This is a genomic window from Enterococcus sp. CR-Ec1, from assembly GCF_002850555.1.
Lineage (GTDB): Bacteria > Bacillota > Bacilli > Lactobacillales > Enterococcaceae > Enterococcus_D > Enterococcus_D entomosocium.
This window is the reverse complement of the sequence record NZ_CP025223.1, coordinates 1,044,701-1,066,052: the sequence shown is the minus strand read 5'-3', so window position 1 is coordinate 1,066,052 and position 21,352 is coordinate 1,044,701. Positions and strand designations below refer to the sequence as shown.

23 protein-coding genes and 1 tRNA gene are annotated in these 21,352 nt (G+C 38.6%); 1 reads left to right on the top strand and 23 read right to left on the bottom strand.

Annotated features, from left to right (window positions below; translation table 11 throughout):
• Positions 1 to 10: 10 nt before the first annotated feature.
• The 13 genes from CXM95_RS05075 to CXM95_RS05015 form a co-directional block, all read right to left on the bottom strand.
• Positions 11 to 2,602, bottom strand: a complete 2,592-nt coding sequence (locus CXM95_RS05075; protein WP_101698909.1) for a metallophosphoesterase — start codon at positions 2,600 to 2,602, stop codon at positions 11 to 13.
• Positions 2,599 to 4,113, bottom strand: coding sequence for a distal tail protein Dit (locus CXM95_RS05070; protein ID WP_101698908.1), 1,515 nt, complete (start codon positions 4,111 to 4,113; stop codon positions 2,599 to 2,601). Before CXM95_RS05070 ends, CXM95_RS05075 begins: the two co-directional genes overlap by 4 nt.
• The gene (locus tag CXM95_RS05065) at positions 4,110 to 8,435 is read right to left on the bottom strand and encodes a phage tail tape measure protein (RefSeq protein ID WP_233499092.1); all 4,326 of its coding nucleotides are present in this window, start codon (positions 8,433 to 8,435) and stop codon (positions 4,110 to 4,112) included. Before CXM95_RS05065 ends, CXM95_RS05070 begins: the two co-directional genes overlap by 4 nt.
• A 204-nt stretch (positions 8,436 to 8,639) precedes the next feature.
• Positions 8,640 to 9,017, bottom strand: a complete 378-nt coding sequence (gene gpG, locus CXM95_RS05060) for a phage tail assembly chaperone G (protein ID WP_101698907.1) — start codon at positions 9,015 to 9,017, stop codon at positions 8,640 to 8,642.
• A gap of 62 nt (positions 9,018 to 9,079) precedes the next feature.
• Positions 9,080 to 9,688, bottom strand: a complete 609-nt coding sequence (locus tag CXM95_RS05055) for a phage tail protein (protein ID WP_101698906.1) — start codon at positions 9,686 to 9,688, stop codon at positions 9,080 to 9,082.
• Positions 9,689 to 9,721: 33 nt separating this feature from the next.
• Entirely contained in the window at positions 9,722 to 10,117 is a 396-nt protein-coding gene (locus tag CXM95_RS05050; protein WP_101698905.1) for a hypothetical protein, read from the bottom strand.
• The gene (locus CXM95_RS05045) at positions 10,114 to 10,512 is read right to left on the bottom strand and encodes an HK97 gp10 family phage protein (protein ID WP_101698904.1); all 399 of its coding nucleotides are present in this window, start codon (positions 10,510 to 10,512) and stop codon (positions 10,114 to 10,116) included. The genes CXM95_RS05050 and CXM95_RS05045 overlap by 4 nt, the downstream gene beginning before the upstream one ends.
• A complete protein-coding gene (locus tag CXM95_RS05040; protein WP_194185611.1) occupies positions 10,509 to 10,880 on the bottom strand; it encodes a phage head-tail adapter protein in 372 nt (123 codons plus the stop codon). Before CXM95_RS05040 ends, CXM95_RS05045 begins: the two co-directional genes overlap by 4 nt.
• Positions 10,870 to 11,148 (bottom strand): hypothetical protein, encoded by a 279-nt coding sequence (locus CXM95_RS05035; RefSeq protein WP_101698902.1) that lies wholly within the window; start codon positions 11,146 to 11,148, stop codon positions 10,870 to 10,872. Before CXM95_RS05035 ends, CXM95_RS05040 begins: the two co-directional genes overlap by 11 nt.
• 3 nt (positions 11,149 to 11,151) lie before the next feature.
• Positions 11,152 to 11,274, bottom strand: a complete 123-nt coding sequence (locus tag CXM95_RS05030; protein WP_101698901.1) for a HeH/LEM domain-containing protein — start codon at positions 11,272 to 11,274, stop codon at positions 11,152 to 11,154.
• Between the two features lie 17 nt (positions 11,275 to 11,291).
• On the bottom strand, positions 11,292 to 12,473 hold the full coding sequence (locus tag CXM95_RS05025) for a phage major capsid protein (RefSeq protein ID WP_101698900.1): 1,182 nt from the start codon (positions 12,471 to 12,473) through the stop codon (positions 11,292 to 11,294).
• 3 nt (positions 12,474 to 12,476) lie between these two features.
• The gene (locus CXM95_RS05020; RefSeq protein ID WP_101698899.1) at positions 12,477 to 13,181 is read right to left on the bottom strand and encodes a head maturation protease, ClpP-related; all 705 of its coding nucleotides are present in this window, start codon (positions 13,179 to 13,181) and stop codon (positions 12,477 to 12,479) included.
• On the bottom strand, positions 13,168 to 14,337 hold the full coding sequence (locus tag CXM95_RS05015; protein ID WP_101698898.1) for a phage portal protein: 1,170 nt from the start codon (positions 14,335 to 14,337) through the stop codon (positions 13,168 to 13,170). The genes CXM95_RS05020 and CXM95_RS05015 overlap by 14 nt, the downstream gene beginning before the upstream one ends.
• Before the next feature lie 83 nt (positions 14,338 to 14,420).
• Here CXM95_RS05015 and CXM95_RS05010 point away from each other — a divergent pair.
• Positions 14,421 to 14,507: transfer RNA gene (locus CXM95_RS05010), tRNA-Phe, on the top strand.
• A gap of 33 nt (positions 14,508 to 14,540) precedes the next feature.
• Here CXM95_RS05010 and CXM95_RS05005 read toward each other — a convergent pair.
• From CXM95_RS05005 to CXM95_RS04960, 10 genes are all read right to left on the bottom strand, one after another.
• The gene (locus CXM95_RS05005) at positions 14,541 to 16,223 is read right to left on the bottom strand and encodes a terminase TerL endonuclease subunit (protein ID WP_101698897.1); all 1,683 of its coding nucleotides are present in this window, start codon (positions 16,221 to 16,223) and stop codon (positions 14,541 to 14,543) included.
• Entirely contained in the window at positions 16,220 to 16,531 is a 312-nt protein-coding gene (locus CXM95_RS05000; protein WP_010736761.1) for a P27 family phage terminase small subunit, read from the bottom strand. The genes CXM95_RS05005 and CXM95_RS05000 overlap by 4 nt, the downstream gene beginning before the upstream one ends.
• A gap of 181 nt (positions 16,532 to 16,712) precedes the next feature.
• Entirely contained in the window at positions 16,713 to 17,027 is a 315-nt protein-coding gene (locus CXM95_RS04995; protein WP_101698896.1) for an HNH endonuclease, read from the bottom strand.
• A complete protein-coding gene (locus tag CXM95_RS04990) occupies positions 17,024 to 17,353 on the bottom strand; it encodes a hypothetical protein (protein WP_101698895.1) in 330 nt (109 codons plus the stop codon). The genes CXM95_RS04995 and CXM95_RS04990 overlap by 4 nt, the downstream gene beginning before the upstream one ends.
• Before the next feature lie 73 nt (positions 17,354 to 17,426).
• Positions 17,427 to 18,206: a hypothetical protein gene (locus tag CXM95_RS04985; RefSeq protein WP_233499091.1), complete on the bottom strand. Its 780-nt coding sequence runs from the start codon at positions 18,204 to 18,206 to the stop codon at positions 17,427 to 17,429.
• A 166-nt stretch (positions 18,207 to 18,372) separates the two neighbouring features.
• Positions 18,373 to 18,612 (bottom strand): hypothetical protein, encoded by a 240-nt coding sequence (locus CXM95_RS04980; protein ID WP_101698894.1) that lies wholly within the window; start codon positions 18,610 to 18,612, stop codon positions 18,373 to 18,375.
• Positions 18,613 to 18,955: 343 nt separating this feature from the next.
• Positions 18,956 to 19,426: a hypothetical protein gene (locus tag CXM95_RS04975; protein WP_101698893.1), complete on the bottom strand. Its 471-nt coding sequence runs from the start codon at positions 19,424 to 19,426 to the stop codon at positions 18,956 to 18,958.
• Between the two features lie 163 nt (positions 19,427 to 19,589).
• Positions 19,590 to 19,790, bottom strand: a complete 201-nt coding sequence (locus CXM95_RS04970; RefSeq protein WP_101698892.1) for a hypothetical protein — start codon at positions 19,788 to 19,790, stop codon at positions 19,590 to 19,592.
• Positions 19,780 to 20,265: a hypothetical protein gene (locus CXM95_RS04965; RefSeq protein WP_101698891.1), complete on the bottom strand. Its 486-nt coding sequence runs from the start codon at positions 20,263 to 20,265 to the stop codon at positions 19,780 to 19,782. The genes CXM95_RS04970 and CXM95_RS04965 overlap by 11 nt, the downstream gene beginning before the upstream one ends.
• Before the next feature lie 298 nt (positions 20,266 to 20,563).
• The gene (locus tag CXM95_RS04960) at positions 20,564 to 21,352 is read right to left on the bottom strand and encodes a DNA adenine methylase (RefSeq protein ID WP_101698890.1); all 789 of its coding nucleotides are present in this window, start codon (positions 21,350 to 21,352) and stop codon (positions 20,564 to 20,566) included.

The following is a 21,352-nucleotide window of genomic DNA, read 5'->3' as shown; positions in this document are numbered from 1 at the left end:
TTCCCACCTCCTAATATGTGATAACCTTATCTGATCCTTTGCCAAATCGAATTAAGTTAAATTTGCGCTGCTTAGGATTTAGTACAATTACATCCCACAAATCTTCTTCCAAAACTCCAAGAGGTCTATCTGCTTGGTCTTTCTTAGGGCGACTAACAGAGCAGCCGATAGAATAATTCACGATTCCATTGTCACCTTTCGTTATACGATCGGTATGCGTATGGCCATGCGCTAAAAAAGCAAGCGTTCCTTTGCGACCTTGAAAGTCACAAGAAATACTTGCTTTAAAATCTGTATTTGCACTATAGCTTCGGCTAAACGTCCCGCCGGTGACAAAACCATTGATAATCCCCTCAACCATTTCGTAGTTGTAAGGGTAATAATTCAACGATGTAGAATATCTTTTTCCAAACGGATAGTGCTGATAGATGGATACCGTCATGTCGTCAGGTGTATTCTTCAAGGTTTGGTAAAACCAACTGATCTGTTCTTGTCGATAACCAGCAACGTTTATACCGACATATTTTAAGTAGCCATCCGTATCTAAACCATCTGGTATATCCTGTGGGTTTAATATGATTACTCTATGCTTTTTGTCCGGAACATGGTAGTAGTAATAGCCCATTTTATCAATTGGATTTTCGACAATATTAAATATCGTACTTGGTCTTGTGGCTATTTCGTACATCTCTGTATTGGAAAGCATTTGGCGTCCTTTTCCATGCAAATATTCAAGAGGCTCTTTGGGTTCGTAGTTTTTCACTACTTTAGTGATTGAATTCGTTCGACTATCTCCCCATGAATTATTACAGTGGTTTCCCCAAGTAACGAAGTACGGTGCATTTGATAAACCTAATGTACCTACAGCTTCACGGAAGTTCGCCATAGCGATATTCTTATTTGCTGTTGATCCATCGTGAGTATCACCGTTTAGTACCACATAATCGACATCTACAAAATTTGTTAGTTCAGCAACATTCTTGATATGACTATTGCTGCGACCATAATTTTCTAAATCATCACGTCCAATAGAATCCGTTGCATAATGAGTATCAGAGATATGAATACTAGTGATGGTATCTTTCGTTTGCAAACGAAGTACTTTTCTAGCTGCATCTCTTAGACCGTTCAGAAAATAAATAGCCTGAACAAAATGGTTATCAAATACAGTGAGCGTGCATTTTATGCTTGAAACTTCTGTGAATTCAGTCCCTGATACTTGCACAGTTGGGCCCGCATTTTTATATAATGTTTCCCATGCTGTGTCGTGATTGCCATCTTTATCTACCTTAAACCACAGGATATCCTCGGCTGAAACACTAGAAGTGATATCGACACCGTCTTTATATATCGTTGCAGTGATATTCGTTGTTTTTTCTTCACCATCAACAAAGCTAACACCATTGTCAGAGGATAACTTAACTAAGTACATACTATCTGGTTTATTCATTTGTTGCTGCCTAGCTAACAAATCACTGCTGATCAAGCTTTCTAGAAGTTGATAATTTCCGACAACAGCTTTATTCTCAGATGGATTACTTCGATGAATTTCTTTTGAAAGAACTCTGGCTTTTAGACGTAGCGCCGGGTTGTAATCCTCGTCTACAAATGTTAACCAGTCACCTATCTCAAAATCACCGTCATTGAACAGCATATCGACTTCAGCTGCGAACGTTGGTTGGCACCGTTCTTCTAAAATAGAGACAGCTTCGTTGTAGTTATCTATTTGAGCAGTGCTAGAACTTGCAAACTTGCCGGTGATAAACCCACTAAACCGTTCATTAAAAGTATTTCCACGACCGTAGAGAGCATTTGATTCACGATCATAGACAATGGATTGACCAACCATAGTAAAGAAACGACCATCACCGATCGATATATCATCAAATCCATGGTTCGTATCCTCCAAGGCGGTGATCACGTTGTCAATATCTACAGATTTTTGCAGTGATATAACATCAACGCCAGAATATAAAACTTTGTCCGATTTATCAGCCCCTATTTTATAATAGATGTTTACGAGTTTACGTTTTACTTTTGTATTTTGAAAATCTACTGTGAATTTCATTTCACATCCGAAAGCTTCGCAGACCCTTTGCAGCCTTGCTAGTGGTGTTTCATCACTACTAGTATCAACTAATCGCTTAATATCTCTGCTAATTTCGTTCACACCGATTTCCCATCCAGTATCGTATAACTCTCTCTCAACATAGTATTCGATGTATTGCTCATTGTTACTATCAAAAACAGTCGCTGATCCATTTCTTAGTTCGGTACCAATATCTACACAAGATAGAGGTCGAGTAGTTTCATCCTCTGTTTCAAGTGCTCTGACGAACAAGCAAATATCTTCCCCTTGATCATTTTGAAAAACAACATTGACACCTTCTTTTATCAAAGAAGTTTCAAAGGGTACATTGGGATCATAGTCATTTATCCTTGGTCCAGTTTGCTTGAGTATATCCATAGTCAACGTGTTCAATAGCGTACCGTTAGTCAGTTCTACAGTATGGATGTCATCTGCAACCACAATGCCGTCTGAAGCTTCAGTATCTATCAAAGTCAAAGGGGTAAATTGTTTATCTAAAAAGTGATAAATCATAAGTAACGCTCCCTTATTTCAAGATTCCCAGTAAATGTGCCATCTGAAACTGCAACTATTTCTGTATTTCCTTTTGGTGCAGTCAACACCTGACTGCTTCCGATCACACGGTAACTATCATCTCGAATACCATTGATATACACTCGGTTAGTTTCACCTTCAACGAAAAGGTTGTCTCCACTGTAGAAAGTTTTAGGTATTAGTGATTCTGTTTCAGTATTATATTGTGTAATCCTTGTATGAGTAAGCTTAATACTCATCTCTCGATCGCTTTTCCATTTAGCTGCAAACATATTTATCAAACTAACCGGCAGCATTGCCACGGCATTGTTATACCAGTTTTTTGTTGGAGAACTCCAAGATTCTTTCCATGTAGTTGTATTCAACCTAACAAGACGAAATGTAAATTGATTAGCAACCTTTTTCATAATTATCGCTCCAAAGAACCCGCCGCTTGTCGTTAAGACACTAGCAGGTAGATACCCTTGAAAAGCACGATAATCCCCTACAAAAAATGAATAACTAACTCTATCCTGTTTACTTTCGGTATCTTTCATCTCAAAACCTATCACAAAATTGTTATCCGCATCAGAATAATTAATTTCAAGCAGGCCTTGACATGTTGGACGCTGCGCCGATGTTCCAGTTGGTTTAAACTCAAACCGATGGTACACTTCAAAATCGGTCATCGACTCGGTAAGTAACCTCGTTAATGTTGGCCCATGCCAGTATCCCGGTTTAGTTTCATCAATTGATCCATAACTTGATGGAGTGACATCTTCAGAATTCCATTGCCAAGCGCCAAGAATTTTTGACGTGTTATCTCCGTTGTCATAGTTATGTCGAATACGACCTACATTTGAAGACCACAAGCTTCTAGAAGGCGAACCCATATTATCATTCATAATCTTATCAGAAGCCACAGCATTGTCTTCATCCTCGGAAAATGATGTTCCTAACTGTACGATTCTATCGGACGAAACAAAACCGATAGAATTTGCATCACTTGTAAAAGTAACATTGATATCTATCGGCGTTTTATATGTTCCTGTATTGTTTACTTCTGCTAGCACACCTTCACTTGTTGAAATTATCTGAAATGGTTTTGGTACCATAGCATGCGCTAATCCATCTTCACATAAAAACTTCAACTCTCCGAAAGCCTCTCCTTTGCTATCAAGTGATCGTTTCCAGCTTGATTCTCCTGTTAATTCAACTAACCAGTATCTATCCGGTTCATCTGAGAACCAAAGTCGCTGCCGTTCTTCAGCGAATAACACATTTGCTAAATCATCCTTTGTCTGTCTAAAGTTTCCGCTCAAGGCGTACAATGGCAAAGTGATTATTCTATGTGCAAATCTTTTATTGGTTGCACGAGATCCATTTGCTCGTGCCATCGGAACCAGATCATGTTGCACTTCAGGAAAGAGACCACGATCTGGCTCATCGGTTAAATCAAAGTAATCTGACAAACTGACATCATTTAATTTAATCTCTAAATCGCTAATCATATCGTTCTCCTTCCTGCTTTGATATCATTTAGTTTTTGTTGATTTGTTTGTCTAGTTTCAATTGATTTCATTACGTTTCGTCCATCAAGAATTAGCTGCATATTTCTCAAATCTTCACCGAAGTTTGACATGATATTTATCAGCATCTCAAATTGTTTCGAGTAATCCTGTGTACGGAAATTAATTGAACTTGATTCGGTTGAAGGAGTTAGGTTCCTTAGATTTCTAACTAGAGAAGAATCTTCCGGAATACCCACGCCGTCAGCAAACTTTGGAATACCCAAGCGCCGCATGATCGATTTAGTGAGACTAGCTCGAGCAACTTTCGTTCCTGCAGGAGCATTGGGAATATACACATTTCGACCTTGAGGTATAAATGGTGCTTGACCAGGAAACTGAACCAACTCTTTGTATAATGGTCCAGATTGATCATTTACGATCATATCTCCGCCCGGGTGGTAATTTGTCCCTTTGGCATTTGGAATCGCCGTCTGTCCGGTTCTTCTCCCACGATATTCAACATCGATAACAACATTTTTGCTATATACTTGAGCAATTTCACTTTTTGCTCTTAGTACTTCAGAATAATCTGCTGTTGCATGTAAATGTTTCGCACCAACGCCAGTAGCATTGTAATCATTGATTTTGCTCTTAGAGTTTGCCAATATGCTATTTACATTTGTATTGTCTCCCAATAATCTTTTCAGTTCTGGAGAAACACTATTATATGTTTCCAGCATTTTCTTAGATTGACTAACCGTTAAGGTAGCTGGATCTTCTGCTATCAATCTTTTAACTTCTGGATCAAGTGCGTTATACTCGTTCAATGAAGTTTTCGAAAAGCTTAATGCGTTTAAGAGATCATAATTTTCAGCATTCAAATTTTTAATCTGGGGTTGAAATTGCTCCCACATTCCCAAATTAAGCATTGTTTCTGCCATGACTTCAGGAGTATTAGAGTAAAGGAATGCTTTTTTCTCATCAAATGACATCTCTGCCCATTTTCCCGAGTCTTCTAATGCTTTGTACATTGTTATCGAAAATTCGTCCTGTAGTATGGCTTTTTTATCGGACCAAGCCATACCGTCCCACCAACCATTAGCAATTGCAGCTTCACCGATAACGTCTTTTGCATTACTATCTAAGTCGGCATCATGGACTACTAACTTCAAATTATTCCACGTTATAGAATCTTTAGTAGCTTCTGTAACGACCTCTGCAACATTGGATTTAACTTCTCCAGTCTTTTCATCAAAAACTAAATCATTCCAAGTTTGAGCTGCTTTCTTTCCAGCCTTACTTGATTCTGATGCAGTCCAAGAGATTTTTTCCGCATTCTTTTCTGCATTTGATGCCAATTCTCTTGATAAGTCAGAAGCGCTCTTTAGGATTTTTTCGTTTTCTGCAATTGCACTATCAGCATAATCACCCATACTTGAAATTAGTTGACCGTTTGCAAGAGAGACCTCATTTTTTAATTCAGGATATTTTTTAAGAATCGTTTCCATTTGAGAATCAAAACCTTTTACAGTCGTTGAATTTATCTCATCCCAAGCCGCCAGAAATTTCTTAGCGAACTCACCATCTAAGTTGTATCCCAAATCTTGTAGGTACTTTTCTTTTTCTTGTCTACTTAAAGTTGCATTTTGCTGGGCTATCTGCCTTTGCTTACCTAAAGATTGCAACCACAATTTCGCTTCTTCCTCTGTTGCATTTGCTACATCTGCGTTCATGACTGCAAGTATTTTTTTCTTCTCGTTTGCAGAAACATCTAAAGTTTCAACATATGCTTGAGTTGTATTTTTCGCCAGATCTTGAATAATTTTTGCTTCAGATACACTAATCTCTCGATTGCTATTACTAGCTGCTTTCTTTATCTCTGTGATTCTTGCGGTATTCTCTTGAACTGTTTGTAATGCAGATTCCGCCTTAACTTTTTCGTCTTCTACCATTTCACTGACAGAAGAATTAACAGATTCAGGAAGTTCTTTTATTAATTTATCCAAGCCCTCGACTTTCTTCACAAGGCTGTCTTCAATGGTCTGACCTATTTTCTCAAAATTTGAGATCATAGAGTCAGAGTTAGTGGCAAATCCATCTGCCATTAAACCGAATTGCCCTGATGCTTTTTGCGTATTATCCTGCACTTTTGTTAAGGTGCCATCAACTGCTTCTCCAACATCAGTTCCCCATCGTTGAACACGTTGACTAGAATTCCAAGCTTCTTCACCGAATAATTTCCATGCACCATACCCGACTGCAAGCGCACCACCAACGCCAACGATACCAAGAATAAGCGGACCTAATGGACCGAGCGCAGCCGACATGGCTCCTATGCCTCCAGATCCTGCCGCCCCACTGGCTGCAGCTCCAAATTGTGTCATGGTGCCTGACCCACCTGCTAAAGTTTTTAGAAAGTCATTGGCGGAAATATCTCCATCAATAAATGATTTTTTAACCTCATCGATAGCTTTTTTCTTGGCCATGTTTGCACTTAGATCAATAAAGGATTTTCCTAACCCTCCAATTGTGCCGCTTAATTTTCCGGTAATTGATAACAAAGGGCCAGCGGCCGCAGTAGCAGCTATCAATTTTACGATCATCTGTTGGGTTTTAGGATCTGCATTGCTAAACGCCTCAGCTAGATTACCGATTTGTTTGATTAGAGGTTTGCTCGATTCTAATCCATCTCTTAATGCATCAACAAAAGGACCTCCCAAATCAATAGCAGCATTCACTGCCTCATTTCTAAGCATTTTTAGTTTGGATTCCGTTGTTTCGTAACGCTTGCCAGCTTCTTCAGCAAGTGCAGTATTTTCTCCGAATGCTTTGTTACCCATTTCTACCGCCCCAGCAAATACTCCGCTGGCATTAGCTGCACGCAGCAAACTGTCTCTTAACCGAACTTCAGTTATACCCATGTCATCCAACACACTAATTGCAGACGAACCTTGTTCTTCGGCTTTCCCTAATCCTTCGACAAATTTCATAATTGCTTCAGATGGATTAGATTTGAACATTTCAGCAAATTTGTCACCAGTCATTCCGGCAACATCAGCAAACTGTTCCAGGCTAGTTTTCGAATTGTCAGCTTCTTTATACATCTTTTTAAGTTCTGCAGATGTAAATCCCATTTCTTTGGAAACACCAGTTAGTTCTTTGCCACCATTTCGCACCGCTGTTACTAATCTTTCCCAAGAAACACCTTGATCCTCGGCATGTGCTTTCAACTCGTCAAATGAGCCCGCTCCTTTTTCAACAGCTAATTGCATATTAACCATCACTTTAGAGAAGGCAGACCCACCAGCTTCCGCTTCAATACCAACAGAACTTAATGCTGCTGCAAATCCCAAAATGTCGCCTTCGGACATACCAATTTGAGCACCTGCACCTGCTAACCGTAATGCCATCGCCGATATTTCAGATTCTGTTGTTGCAAAGTTATTACCTAGATCTACTAATGCAGAGCCAAGGTTACTAAATTTGTCTTGTGACATTTGAGTAATATTAGCAAAACGAGCCAACTCAGTAGCAGCGGTTTCAGCGCTCATGTTTGTTGACTCGCCCAAATCAATCATTACCTTGGTAAATGCAGAAACATTTTCTGTTTGAATTCCCAATTGCCCTGCAGCTTCAGCAACGGCTGCAATCTCACTATGAGTTGAAGGTAATTCATTCGCTAGATTTCTCAAACTAGCTTCAAGATCATCATAGGAATAAACAACGTTGCCATTGCTATCCACCACTTCATCAGATGTTTTCTTTACACCAGCGAAAGCTGATTCCCAACTAATAGCAGCAGCGGTCACGGCAGTCACACCAGCCGCAATGGGTAGTGTTAACCCTTTAGTCAAACTAGACCCTATTTCACCTAATCTTTTTCCATTGGTTACTAAAACATCGCTTGCTTTATTGATTGAACCAGTTAAACCTTCGTTTCTGACTTGATAATCTGCAATCGCTCCTGCGGTATTTTGTAACTGTAGTTTATAGTTTGCCAGTTTACCGTTAGCATCTTGTAATTGGTTGGCTAGCCGCTTAGTGGAGTCTGTAGCTTTACCGTCAACAAATGAACCATCATAAGCTTTCTTGAGGGCGGACACTTGGTTTTCTTGTGCTTTGATAATCTGTGTTAAACTATCGTATCGAGTACCTAATTTGCCAAGTTTGTTTCCTGCCAAATCAGCAACTTTCATATTTGCTTGCATTTCTTTCGCTAGGTATTGTACTTGTTTTTTAGAATTAGCAACGCCTTTCCCAAAATCAGCATCATCCAACCCTAGCTTTATGACCATATTTCCTAATGGAGTTGCACCAGCCAAATCATCCGCCCCCTTTCACTAAATCAGCCAATGGCTTAATTTCTTTTTGTTTCCTATTCTGCTTTCCTTTTGGCGTTTGTTTAAACATAATTTCATAAAGGTACAGCGTATCTGTATTCAGAACGTCATTGATCGTCCAATTGGGATAAATATTCAATATAGATCTCACAACATCTAGCTGTAACTCATGATGATCGGACGAACTTATTTTCCGTCCTTTTTTCCTTTTGGGTCTTTCTTATCTGTTGAATCCGGTTCATCCACTGCCTTCTCGTAACCTAAGACTCGATACATAATAATTTCCATGATCAAATCTTTGTCCCATGTATCAATCCCATCTAAAAGGACAGTTCCTGTTAAATCTTTATCATCAAACAAGCCTGCTACAAACTCAGCACGGAATTCAGTAAGCGCTCTGGCTGAAGGAGCAATATCATTGCCATCGTCATCTTTCTTAAAAAGTTTTGCTTCGCCATCCGTGTAATCCAAAGCTTTTGAATAAGGCACGTGACTTTGAGTGAAGGTCTTTCTTGTTCCATTGATCATTAAATCTAATCTGATTTCTTTTCCAATTTCTGACATGTATAATTCCTCCTATTAATCAAAAATAAAAAGGCTAGTCCGAAGACTAACCTTTCCCATCATTATTTACCACCGCCACTTGGAGGAGTATCATCACCAAGAACGGCTGTTTTCATTTTCGTAACTGCTTCTGTTCCGAAAGCACGCAAAACTTTCACTGTCTTTTCATCCGTGTCGATTTTGACTTTTCGAGAGATTGCGTTGTAAACATACTCGCCAGCTTCTGGTGTAAAATCTTCATCGTTTTTAGTGGCCAATGAAAAACCATCACGATTAAACGAACCGGCTACCATAGCAAAAGCTACTGGTTCGCCATATAAATCCTCCGCTTCGGCTACAGCAGCCATATATGGAGGCTCTGTTTCGTCACCAAAACCGTCGATACCTTCAGCCATTTTGATCAATCCTAAGATTTCTTGCTCAACTTCTACAGGTACATCTAGCAGACCGAAATTTGCGGCTACTGACCCAGTTCCTTTTCTAGCCAAGTAATATTCAACGTTACCAGCGAATACTTTCACCGCTTCTTTGGATAATCCAGTTAAGTCGAAGGCAGTAGGTCCACCTTCTTTTTGTTTACCTTCTAAAATGTGAATTTTCGCTGTTGTATCTGGTTCCAATGCTGTGGTAAGTTTTCGAACCGATAATTTATCAAAGCCATAAGTTTCCATTTATAAATTCCTCCTAATAAAAATAGACACCGATTAATAATCAGTGTCATGAATTTGTGTGTGTTTTCGATACCGCCTTGCATCAACAAAGCGTTTTGTTTCAGGGAAATATTCGTCAAGCCCACCGTTTAGCTGAGCGTATCCAAAATCCCACATCGCAGCTTTCACTGCTTTAGCAATTTCTTTCGTCAAAATCCTTGATTGAGTTTCAACGTTAATTTGATAACTGAACGTTTGCGACATCTCTTTGTTGGCAGCATAGTAAGCACTCGTTGGCGGTCCAAGTGGTGTATCGATGATAATAAAAGGTTTGGTCGAATCGAAGCTTTCAGGTACTTCATAGAATTTGATGTTCTTTGTAGTCACCTCTTTTGCAATCGTAGGATCAGCAGATAAAACATTGTAGACTTCCATCATCATATCTTTCATCGTGCTAACTCCTCCAATTCTGACCGCATCTCTTCAAATGCAGATCCTTCTGTTTTGTCAATAACCCCTTGTAATTTTCCCATCCCTCTAGGGCTAATGTACTTACCAAACCGAGTATAGCCAAATTCATTCAAATGCACTAAGCGCCATCTCGAACCTTGCCCCCAACCAACTTCGATCGTTTTAGGCGGTCCTTTTTTTACTCCGGAAACAATTACTGTGTCATGCGTTTCACCTGTATCCATGTAACTGGATACCGCCTCTTGCACATCTTGTTGCAGTTTTTGCCCATAGTTCTTAAGCGACTTATTTACGATTCGGTTGGTTCTTGACGGACCAAGCTTGGCTTCGAGATTCTTTAGTATCTCGTCCACGCCTTTAACTGAAACGCTCATGAGGTCACCCCCAAGATGATTTTAAGAAAATCGTTATTCTCAACATCTGGCGCAAAATCTACAATATCCCACACATCATCTTTGTAACGAAAATCATCCAAGACCACTTTATGAGCATTGTTTGGTAAGTAGTCAGTAAATGGATCTCGAATCTTGATAGTGACAGCTTTCTTTGTTCCTTTTCCGCTAAGGATATCTCTATCCTTAGAAGAAGGATTGTAAACTAAGCAAGTGCAGTAATACAATTTCTTGTTTTCTTGTTCACCCGGTTCAGGTCCATCGTTTGGTTTTACTTCAAAAAAAGTAACCGGCGTATTCAAATCACCGGCTACAATTTCAGGTCTTTCATATTTTGTTTTAATCGGCAACTTGATCACCTACTAAATCTATCGAAGCATCCATAATCATCATCCGAAAGTTATCATAAAAGTATTCGAGCGCCTCGTTTCTTAAATAACGTGTACGCTCATAGACCAACTCTTTGCCCTTTTCATACTTTGTAGGATCGAAATCTCCAATGATCGATTTGATATCGACAAACCCACTTTCCAGTTGTTTTCCGATACTTTTATCTTCGGATGAATGAAAAATACGAAAGCGATCTTTGAATTCATCAATAAACACTTGATCGTTCATTCGTCATCCCTCCAATAGATTAATTAAATCTTGCTTCTTAGCGTTGCTTGCATAATCAATTGCACGCTCGTCTAACAACGCTTTTAGTTCTGGAACCGTAAGGCTATAATAGTCTACAGTCGCCATACGAGCGTTAGGCGTTGTTACTCCCCCGATCCACCGTCAACAGTTGCTTCAGTAAAATCAAGATCATATACTTGTGCAGCATCGTTATTCGTTGGATATCCATTTCCTAACATATCTACAGCATAAAGAGTAGCCCGTTTCATAGCAAATGTTTCTTTGTATACGTAGACTCTTTCCGCTCTAGATTGTGTGGCATCATATTCTTTTCCAACATATGAAATTAACTTACCTTCGGGTACATCGACAGATTCGATAATATGATCCAAACTGATAAATGGCATCGTTGTTCCATACACATTATTCAAGTTTGCTAAAGTGACACGGACAATAATATCCCAGTAGTTAACCGGATTAACAATCAAATATACATTTCCTGCTACAGAACGATATTTAGTTTCGCCATCATCATCAGCATCAATTTTATAGGTGTATTTAGATAGAACTTTCATTACTTCACCTAACTCACTGACGATCTTATCTTTAGCAAAGGTCAAAGTTCCAGCGCTTGCTTTGTCAGGGTAAACACCGCCTGTTACGGCACCATCTAAATCTTTTGTTAAACCGATCGGTTCGTTGTTACCTGTTCCCACAATGACTTTTTTCGCCCAAACGTCACGAACAGCTTCGCTTAAAGAAAGGTTGATAAAGCGATCGATCCACCGAGGTCCTAAGTCTAGCGTATCATTCGAAATCAGGAAGAATGCAGTCAATGCAAGTTGGACAAACTCGGTTGCGCCAAACTCAGCGTCTAATTGACCTTCAAGGTCTTTATGCAATGGACCGAAAACTGCAACACCTTTACGACGAGCGCGAATAACTTTAACTCGTCCAACGGTTGGCGTAAAGTTGATAATATTTAGGATTGGATGATCATTTTGTAAGTTCTCAAATACACGTTCTAGAATTGTTTCTGGCCAAACTAATTCTTGATCAAACCCACCAGTTTTAACTGCTTCATTGTAAAATTTCGTTTCTTCGGCAGTCAGAGTAGGAATTCCACGAGCTTCTAAAACACGGTTGTCAGTTACGTTCTTCAATTCTTCGTACTCAGCACGTACTTGTGCACCTGCATCTTCTGCAATGGCAGTGACATAAGCTTCTAAAGCATCATTTACTTGTTCAGGTGTTGCGTCTTCTTTTGCAGAGATAGCGTTAAAGATTTTCTTCGCATCTGTAGTTTTGTCTGTAATTTTTAACATAATTTATTCTCCTTTTCGCAATCGTGCGATTAATGATTTTGGTTTTAGTTCTTGTTCCACTTGATTTGTTACAGGTTGGCTTAAATTAGCCATCGCAACAGCGACAGCATTTTGAATCATAGATGCAATATCTTGTAATTCTTCTTCCAGTTCGGCACGTTTCACAGAATTAGCAAATCCGAATTCGACTGCTTCGTCTGCCGTGAACCATTTTTCTTCATTCATCCATTCACGCAACTGATCAGCTGATTGACCGGTCTTGTCTGAATAAATAGCTAAAATTGAATCATCAATTGTTTCTAAAGCGTTCAGCGTTTTTTGAATATCCTGTTTATTACCCCAAGCAAAGGTAGAAGCTTCGTGAATCATCAATGAAGTGCCAACATTCATGATCACTTCGTCAGCGCCAGCAATGATAAAAGTTGCGGCACTGGCTGCCAAACCAGTTACTTCGACAGTGACATTTGATGGGTGATCTTTTAGGTAGTTGTAAATTTCAATCCCTTCAAACACATCGCCGCCAGGACTATTCAGTTTGATCACAATATCATCTGTGACTGTATCCAGTGATTCTCGGATATCTTTCGCATTAATTACATCATCGTCACGCCAATATTTCTTTTGGACATTGCCACTCAAGGTGAGAATGTGCTTACCATTTTGGATCTCGTTGGTAAATTGAAACGGTACTTTTTTAATTTCCGGCATTTTCTTTCTCACCTCCCTTCACTTTTTCATAGTTTTTAGTCATAATCAGTTGTTGCCCTTCACCATTTGGCAATGGATCATAGTCTGTCACTTCACGCACTTCATCACGCAAGAACGTTCCGGAAGAAACGATCTTATCGATCTGAGTAGCGCTTTCCAGAATGCTGACAGGCAATACTTTAGAAACTTTGATACGTTCGCCGTTCTTATATTCTTTTTTAGTAATGATTTTCGCCATTAATTCATCCTGAAGCTTCTTCATCAACGGTGCCAGGCACAGCTTTCTAAAGGCTTGAAGGTTAGAATCAAGTTCAGCTTTTTCACCATAAATAAGCGCCGTAGGAACTCCTATGGCGTTAGCTACATCATCGATCAACGATGTTTTCATTTTGTTTAGCTCATCAAGTGATTGGTTGGAAACCCCTTGTTTGTTGGTGTATTCCTCATACTCGAATCCTTTGATCTTTGCTACAATTGCTACAGATTTTGTTTTGAAAGCATTATAGACCTTGTCAATATACTCTTGTAATCTTTGACTTCGTGTCTTACCATCTTTTCCTTTTTCTTCATTAATACTTCCGGTTGAATCGATAGACACCGATCCACGAATTTGATTGTTTCGCATTGCAATTTCAATGATTCGCCCAAATAACTCAGAATAGTCCTCGAACAAGCCCTTTGTAAAACGATCAAGTTTATCATTGTTGTATTCAATGTAGATCACATCTGACATATTGAAGTTTTTTTGAAACACATAGTTCTTTACAGTTACGCCAGTGAACACATCATCGTAAACGGCATATTCCGTACGAGAAAAATCATCAGCTATCAGCAATTGGTTATCTTCAGTAAAAATGACCAGCACTTCGTTGTCGTCCATAAGTCGGTAGAAAAACTTTTCCCAGAACGTTGCAGCCGACATATCATTGTTGGGTCGAACATTCAAAATGTATTCCCAGTCAGCAGTACCATCTTTGTTTTTGAATTTTACTTCCAGCGTGGACATTGTCCTTGCGACAAAATCTAGCACTGTATTCTTTGCCATAATTTTCAGATATGCTCGAGCGGACTCATCATCACCATAGACGAGATCTGGAATCCAGTCTGAAGGTTCTTCATTACGTATGGACTGCTTAAAGACATCAAATAAACTCACATATTTTCACCACCTTTCAAATGTATTAAGAATTCAGATTGACTAATAAAAAAAACAATGATATTATTTATGCATATTATTACGGAAGGGTGGCCGAGTGGTTTAAGGCGCTGCACTGAAAATGCAGTAATCGGGTTTCCGATTCAGGGGTTCGAATCCCCTTCCTTGGAATTATTCTGGAACGCTATTGCGTTCCTTTTTTTTTAGAATTCAATTTCATCCAACATATCAAACGCATCTTCGTAGTCATAGTCAATGATTTCATCAGCACGCCAAAGGCAGTATTCAAAAGCCTTGAAACCGTCTGTCTTACGACGAACCTCTTCTTTCTTCTTGTACAATTTATTTCCATCACCATTAGTCTTAACTAGTACATTGTTTGTGTACCAGCGCATCAATGGATTATCACCAAAGATAATGTGATTATTTGCGAAAGCATCTTCAATTCTAGGTGCTAACAGATTATCTGCTGCTGTTGGATTTCTAATCACTTCGATTTCAAATCCTTCCTCCAAAAACAATGGTCGCAATAAATCCATACGGAAATTATCGGCTACTATTTTCGTTATGCCGTATTTTTCACGTTGCTCAACAAACCATCCGACAACTGTTTTAGGATCGATTGTTGGTCCATCTATGACCGTCAGCAAACCTTTCTCTTCCCATTCCCTTATTGGTGCAAATTTTTCTTTTGTAGTTTCAGAAGCTTTACGAGAATACCCGTAGTAAATGTCCACAAATTGCTTTCTAACGAACGAATGGGTCTTGAATACATAATCATCCCCACCACGAAACAAAAGCCCACAAGCGGCGAAATCACGCAGACTGGCGTAGTCTAACCCCCCAATGGCTTGTTTGCCGATTAGGTTTGTTGGGAATGGTCTGTTTGTTGCCAGAATCTCTTCACGACTAGCCACCGATCGTTCTAAGTCTGTGACAGGTAAATTCATACGTTTAGTCATGAACTCTTCTCGGTTGCTTGGGTCATCTTCCAAATCTTCGTATTCTTCCATAACCGTTTCGTAAAGATTGTCCGCATACTCAGATAGTGGCTGATGAAACATAGGATTGGCTAATTCCCAGTTGTCAGGATCATTGACCTGCTCCTCTGAGTCCAGTTTGCAAATGAAAGGAAAAAGAGCATTGAAACGGACTGAGCCGCTCAACACTCTTTTCGCTTTTTCTTTCATGTTGTCCAAGAATCCCTCACGAACATAACCGTCAGTACCCACATAAAACTCCCTCGGGTTCGGGCGTTTACCAAGCCCACTAATATGGACTTTTACATCTTTGTTCGATTCGTATCGATGGATTTCATCAAAAGCTACTGCTCCATCACGCAATCCATCTTTTGTATCGCCATTACTAGTACGGAATTTTATTTTGCTTCCAGTCTTTTTGCTGGTGATCACTGACTTCCCATATTCGAAAGCTTTTTGTAATGTCTTATTCCGTTTGATTGTATTGTATATCTCTTCGAATGAAGTTTTCGCTTGATCCTCACTATTGGCAACGATCGAAACGTTGTAGTCCATGATGCCGTGCATTTCAGTCTGAAGGAAATTCAGCACGACTGATAACAATCCGTTTTTACCACCGCCACGACCAAACATCCAAAGGAACTTTCGGTAGACATTCCGGTCATTCTTTTTGAAATAAAAAAAGATAAATGCGATTAAGAACTTCTGGAATGGCTGCATTGGGAAATACCATTTCTCACCATAAGCAATGCACTTATCAATCATCACATCATCGAAGTAAACATCATCCCGACTAAGAACATCACGTTCTAAATACTCAATTAACTCTGCTCGCTCTTTGTTAAACTTTATTTTCCCCGATTTGAATTGTTCGATATAGTAATCAACGTGTTTTTGATGAATCATGTTAGATCACTCTCATCGTAATCATCTTGATTATCAGTGACTACTTTACCGTTCAAATCATCAAGGTTAAGGTCTTTACCAAGAGCAATAATTGCACGAGAAATCGTAACTTTTTGAGCGATTGCTGGGTTAGTTTTAAGATACGTTTGAGTGCCGTTAAAGCCTTCGACAATTGGTCCGTATTGCTTAACAGCTTTATCCATTTTTCGATAAAGCCTAACTAAATCAAGGTATCTCTCAACTTTTTCAAGTTCCATCTGATCGTTTACGTCAATCTGTCTCAGCAACTGTTTCTTTAAATCTGACATCTTCAAAGGCTCTCACCCCCCTAGCAAAAAAATTTTAGTCATAAATTTGGACAGTTGACCCCTCCCACCGGTTCCCTAGATTGGGATTTGACCCCAAAATAATTCGACCGGGGGTATGTTAGTCCCCACTTCGGCTTACTTTTCTGTTCATTTTTGGGATTCTGTTTTCTTAGGTAATCACTCACCACCACTCATCATCCCACTTTCTCTTCTTTGGTTGCCCACGATAGTTCATCCGATCGTGTCGCTTGTTGTGGCAGTCCTTGCATAACGTTCTTAGATTTTCTGGATCAAACGCAAGCTCTGGATTTGTTTCTAACTCTTTTATGTGATCGACTTCCAGTATCGAATCATATTGTGTGGTCAGTCTGCCTTCGGCTTTACACCATAAACATTCGTAGTGATCTCTCGCAAGTATTTGCTGCCTTAGATTGCGCCACTTGGTCGACCCATAAAACCTAGCTCGATCTGCTTTGGTTTTTACAACAGGTATCATTGTTCTTTGGCTAATTGCTCTGTGTAGATAGTGATCAATGCACGCTGAACTTGTAAGATTTCATCTACCCCAAGCTGAGTAACATCCAACTTCATTCGCTCTTTCAGAAGCGTTGCATTAACAGGTGCCTCAAGCGATCGCTTCATCGTGTAGTAATTCAATGCAGCAAGCTCATCTACCTTCAGTCCGTAAGCCGTAATGATTTTCCAGAACAGATCAGCAATAGTATCCATGTCCTTCTCGCCTCGTAACTGAGTTAGGATCTTGATAAAGTCATCTTGTTTCACTGGAACTGATTTCTTTTTATGGTCCTGCGGTTCCTTCATGCTCTTCTCTCCTTAAATCAAAGTAAAAAGCCACTCGAAATGAGTGACTTTGTCAATAATATTTATATGGTAGCTATCTTCCCTCTTTAGCTTTATCCCATTCTATTTTTAAATATATTCCAATAATTTCAGAAAAATTATCAATCGCTTCATGATAATTTACCAATCTTTTAGTTAAATCTTCGTAAAGTTGTTCATTACTATTAACATTGATTTTAATGGACATATAATCATCTAAATCAGATCCATTTAATTTCTCTTTAGCTTTTTCCTCGGAGTCTATACCATTAAAAATATAATCCGCTTCTTTTAATGAATTAATTTTTAAAACCTTAAATACATTTTTTCTTGATTGTAAAATATGCTTGTAACTTTCACTCTGATATAACTCGATTAAACAATTTATATAACGTCTAATAAAAATGTGTTTGTTTTTGTTATCATTTTCATCATATAGTACTCTTTTACCTTCACTTTCCACTATTATTTCATTTTTTTTTACATATATTTCTGTTTTAATTTGCTTTTTTTCGCTTGTATTAAAAAAAAGTTTTAGTAATTCGGAGACCTCTTCAACCTTTAGCCATTGTTCTTGGAAGACTACTCCATCTTTTTGTAAAGAGAGCAATAGAGAAATAAACTCGGATGATTTTTGTCTTACTCCGTTTATCCATTCTATTCTTGCTTTTGCTTTTAAATTAGCATCTATTTGTTGTTTTGCTATTTTTCTTTGTGTGTATATATTCATAATTACCCCTACAAACACAAGAGTAGCAGAGATAGCTGAAACAGTAGCTGAAATAGCTGACCAAACAATCTCTCCATTTGAATCATAAAAAATATCTGATAACATTTTATTGCCTCCGTTAGTTTTATTTTAATTATCTACTAACTATCAATATCTTTCAACATAAGATCAGCTTTGATCAAAACTTTCAAATCAGATAGTTTCATTTTTGATATTTTCACAATTTCCTCTCAAAATAAAAAGACCACTCAGCGAGTGATCTTTACCATAATTAATCATTTCTATTTTCAATAGCTTGAACTAACGATTGTAAAATATCGCCAAATCCGGATAATTGTTCATCTTTCGTATCATAATCGTTAATCTTTGCAATAGCTAAATAGAGTTCTAAAGCTTCAGATGTAGAAATATTCAATTCTTTAGCTATTATCTGCATGTCTTTACCAAAGGAGATTACCCCTTCAACAGATAGATGGTCACGCCTTGGTTGCTGATTAAATAATGTTCCCAATTTTTCACACCTCCATTCAATAAAATTTTACATCTTCCAAGAAACAGAAGCAATCTAAAATAATACAAATACATTAAATAAAAAATAATTCCCAAAATTTTTGGCATTAAACAAAAAGACAGCACTAGCGAATTTCGAAATGAGATGATCCACCTCTTTCAAAAAAATGTGCTGTCTTTTTTATCCGTCAAAGAAGTAAAGCGATGAGGGATTAGCCCCCTTTCGGTATTTGGATTAGTGTGAGTAGTCCAATAACCGTCTCTCCGTTTCTTCTACACTATTACTATAACCCGTTTAAATCAAGAAATATACACAGGCTTTGAGGTCGCATTTTGTGGCAATGTTAAAACAAGCTCAACTGATCTTGGTCTGCTGAATAATAATCAATTTCTTCTTGCTTCTTCAAGCGTTCCTCTCGCCGTGCCTCATACTCATCAACAAATGACAATGTCTTTCGAATCTCAGTATGCCTCTTTCTGATATAAGATACGCTGTAACCTGTCTCATCTGCTATATCATAAACATCCATGTCATCAATATACTTTAATTTAACAATTTGATTGTCTGCACCGCTGAACGAATCAATCAATTCCATCAGCTCAATTTTTTCTTTTTCAAGCAGCTCTAATTCATTCTCTATAATCCTGATGTTTTCTTCCAACGATGATGATCTTGAATTTTTTTCAAGGCGCACGTTTGCTAAATCACCGTTGACCCATCGATCTAATTCCAACCTACTCTTGTTAAGATTCCATTTCATGAAGAGTATTTGTTCTTCTATGTCTTGGTAGTTTTTAAGCCATTGAAATCTCACAAACGCCACCCCTTTATGGTAAAATAGTCTTGTCATAGGTCACTTACCCAAAGGTAGTGGCTTTTTTATTTTCCTTCTCTATCGTCCATCTTCTTTCCAACAATGACTGCAACGACCATTATCATTACGAATCCTGTGAACACTAAAACTGCAACTGTCATAATCATCCCCCACTTTCCATCGCATCTCGCACCAGCGGATCATTGATAATAATCTTGTACTTCATCTGCTCATGCTGCAGTTGTTCTTGTAACTGCTCAATCTGCTTCTGTTGGTCCACTATTGTATAGGATAGCCAACTTAGACCTGCGATTGTCAGCAGTATTGATACAATAGCTAGTACTGTATAGTGATTAATTTTCATTGGCTTTCAACTCCCAAAATGGTGCCAATTTATATAGTTTTCCGACTTCTCTATTCAGCGAACGAACCATACTTTCTAGTACAGTCGCCCTTGTTCCGATCGTGACATTTCGCTTTTTGGCTTTTTTAACGCTTGTTATGCCGATGTTGTGGCTGAGTTCATCAAAAATCAAAATGCCCTCATAATAGTATTTCCAACCTAAATCGTGATTGGCTTGGATCACTTCCCATAGTTCGTTAGTTACCACGAGATAGTTATAATCACCGATAAACGTTTGACTTGCCCTTGATTTCAAATCAGCTAGCGTGACTTTGATCTCATAACAGCGAATCGTGTTATCTGTTGAATACGTGATATAGTCCACTCGCTCTTTGCCGTACCAACCGATAGTGACTTCAAAACATCCGAAAACACCCATTTTATTTGTATAGTTCCATAAGCATTTCTCTGCTTGTCTGGTCAAATCTGTCTTCAATTGATCACTCCTTCAGTTTGCTATCGCTGACGATTGCGGAAATAATTGTGTTGCCACATCCTCTCTTTACCATAGTTAAATTTTTAATGGTCTACTTTTAACATTGAATGATATACTAAAAAAAAGGAGTGATTTAAATGTGGCTTTTCAGTTTAGTTTGGTACATTTTCATTGGTTTTTGTTTATATTGGGTCATTAGACTTGCTGTAAAACACGGTATTAATGATTCAAAAAATTAAATTCTCATTTTTTACTACTCTTCCCTTAGAGTAGTTTTTTTATTTCGTCGGATAGCTGACTAACCAAATAATGACAGCTGACCGTTTGGCTCAAAATTGCACCAAAGTGTTTCTAGCCTACTTTGACCGGCTTCTGCATTCGCTTGAAATTGTACTTTGTACCATGAACTTAATATGTCATCGTACATTTCACATTGATACCCGCTTAATATCGCTTTGCATTTAAAATCAGATGAAAGGAAATCCAACAGCTGTTCATGTTGTTTATCTTCAAACTCCGTTTGATAAAGCCTGCCTTTTCTGGTCGCCATCACATACGGTGGATCGATATAGGCAAATACAGTTTTGCGATTGTATCTTTGAAGTAATTCAATTGCATCTTGATTTTCTATTTGCACTTGTTTAAGCCGTTCTGCGACTTCAAGTATCCGCCCTGGTATTTCATTCCATTCATGAATCTTGCCGCCTATCTTGTCGATATTACTTCTCCATCCAGTTTTATGTTTCTGTATCCCACCAATAGATTGCCAGCTTTGGATTAAAAATGTCCTGGCATCTTCTATACTATCGCCCACAATCTGTCCGCTCAACTGGTGCTCCAATCTGCTATGAGGTGTTAAATAGACAGCCTTTGCTAACTCCTTAGGATTATCTCTGCACACTTTAAAAAAATTATAAACACGTTGGTCCAAGTCATTTATTGTCTCTACTACGGACAGCGATTTGTTAAATAAGACAGCTCCACTGCCGAAAAAGGGTTCCACATAAGTCGTATGCTCTGGAATCATATCGACAATTAAGTCCGCCATGCGCCATTTACTTCCGGGATAATTTAATATTCTTTTCAC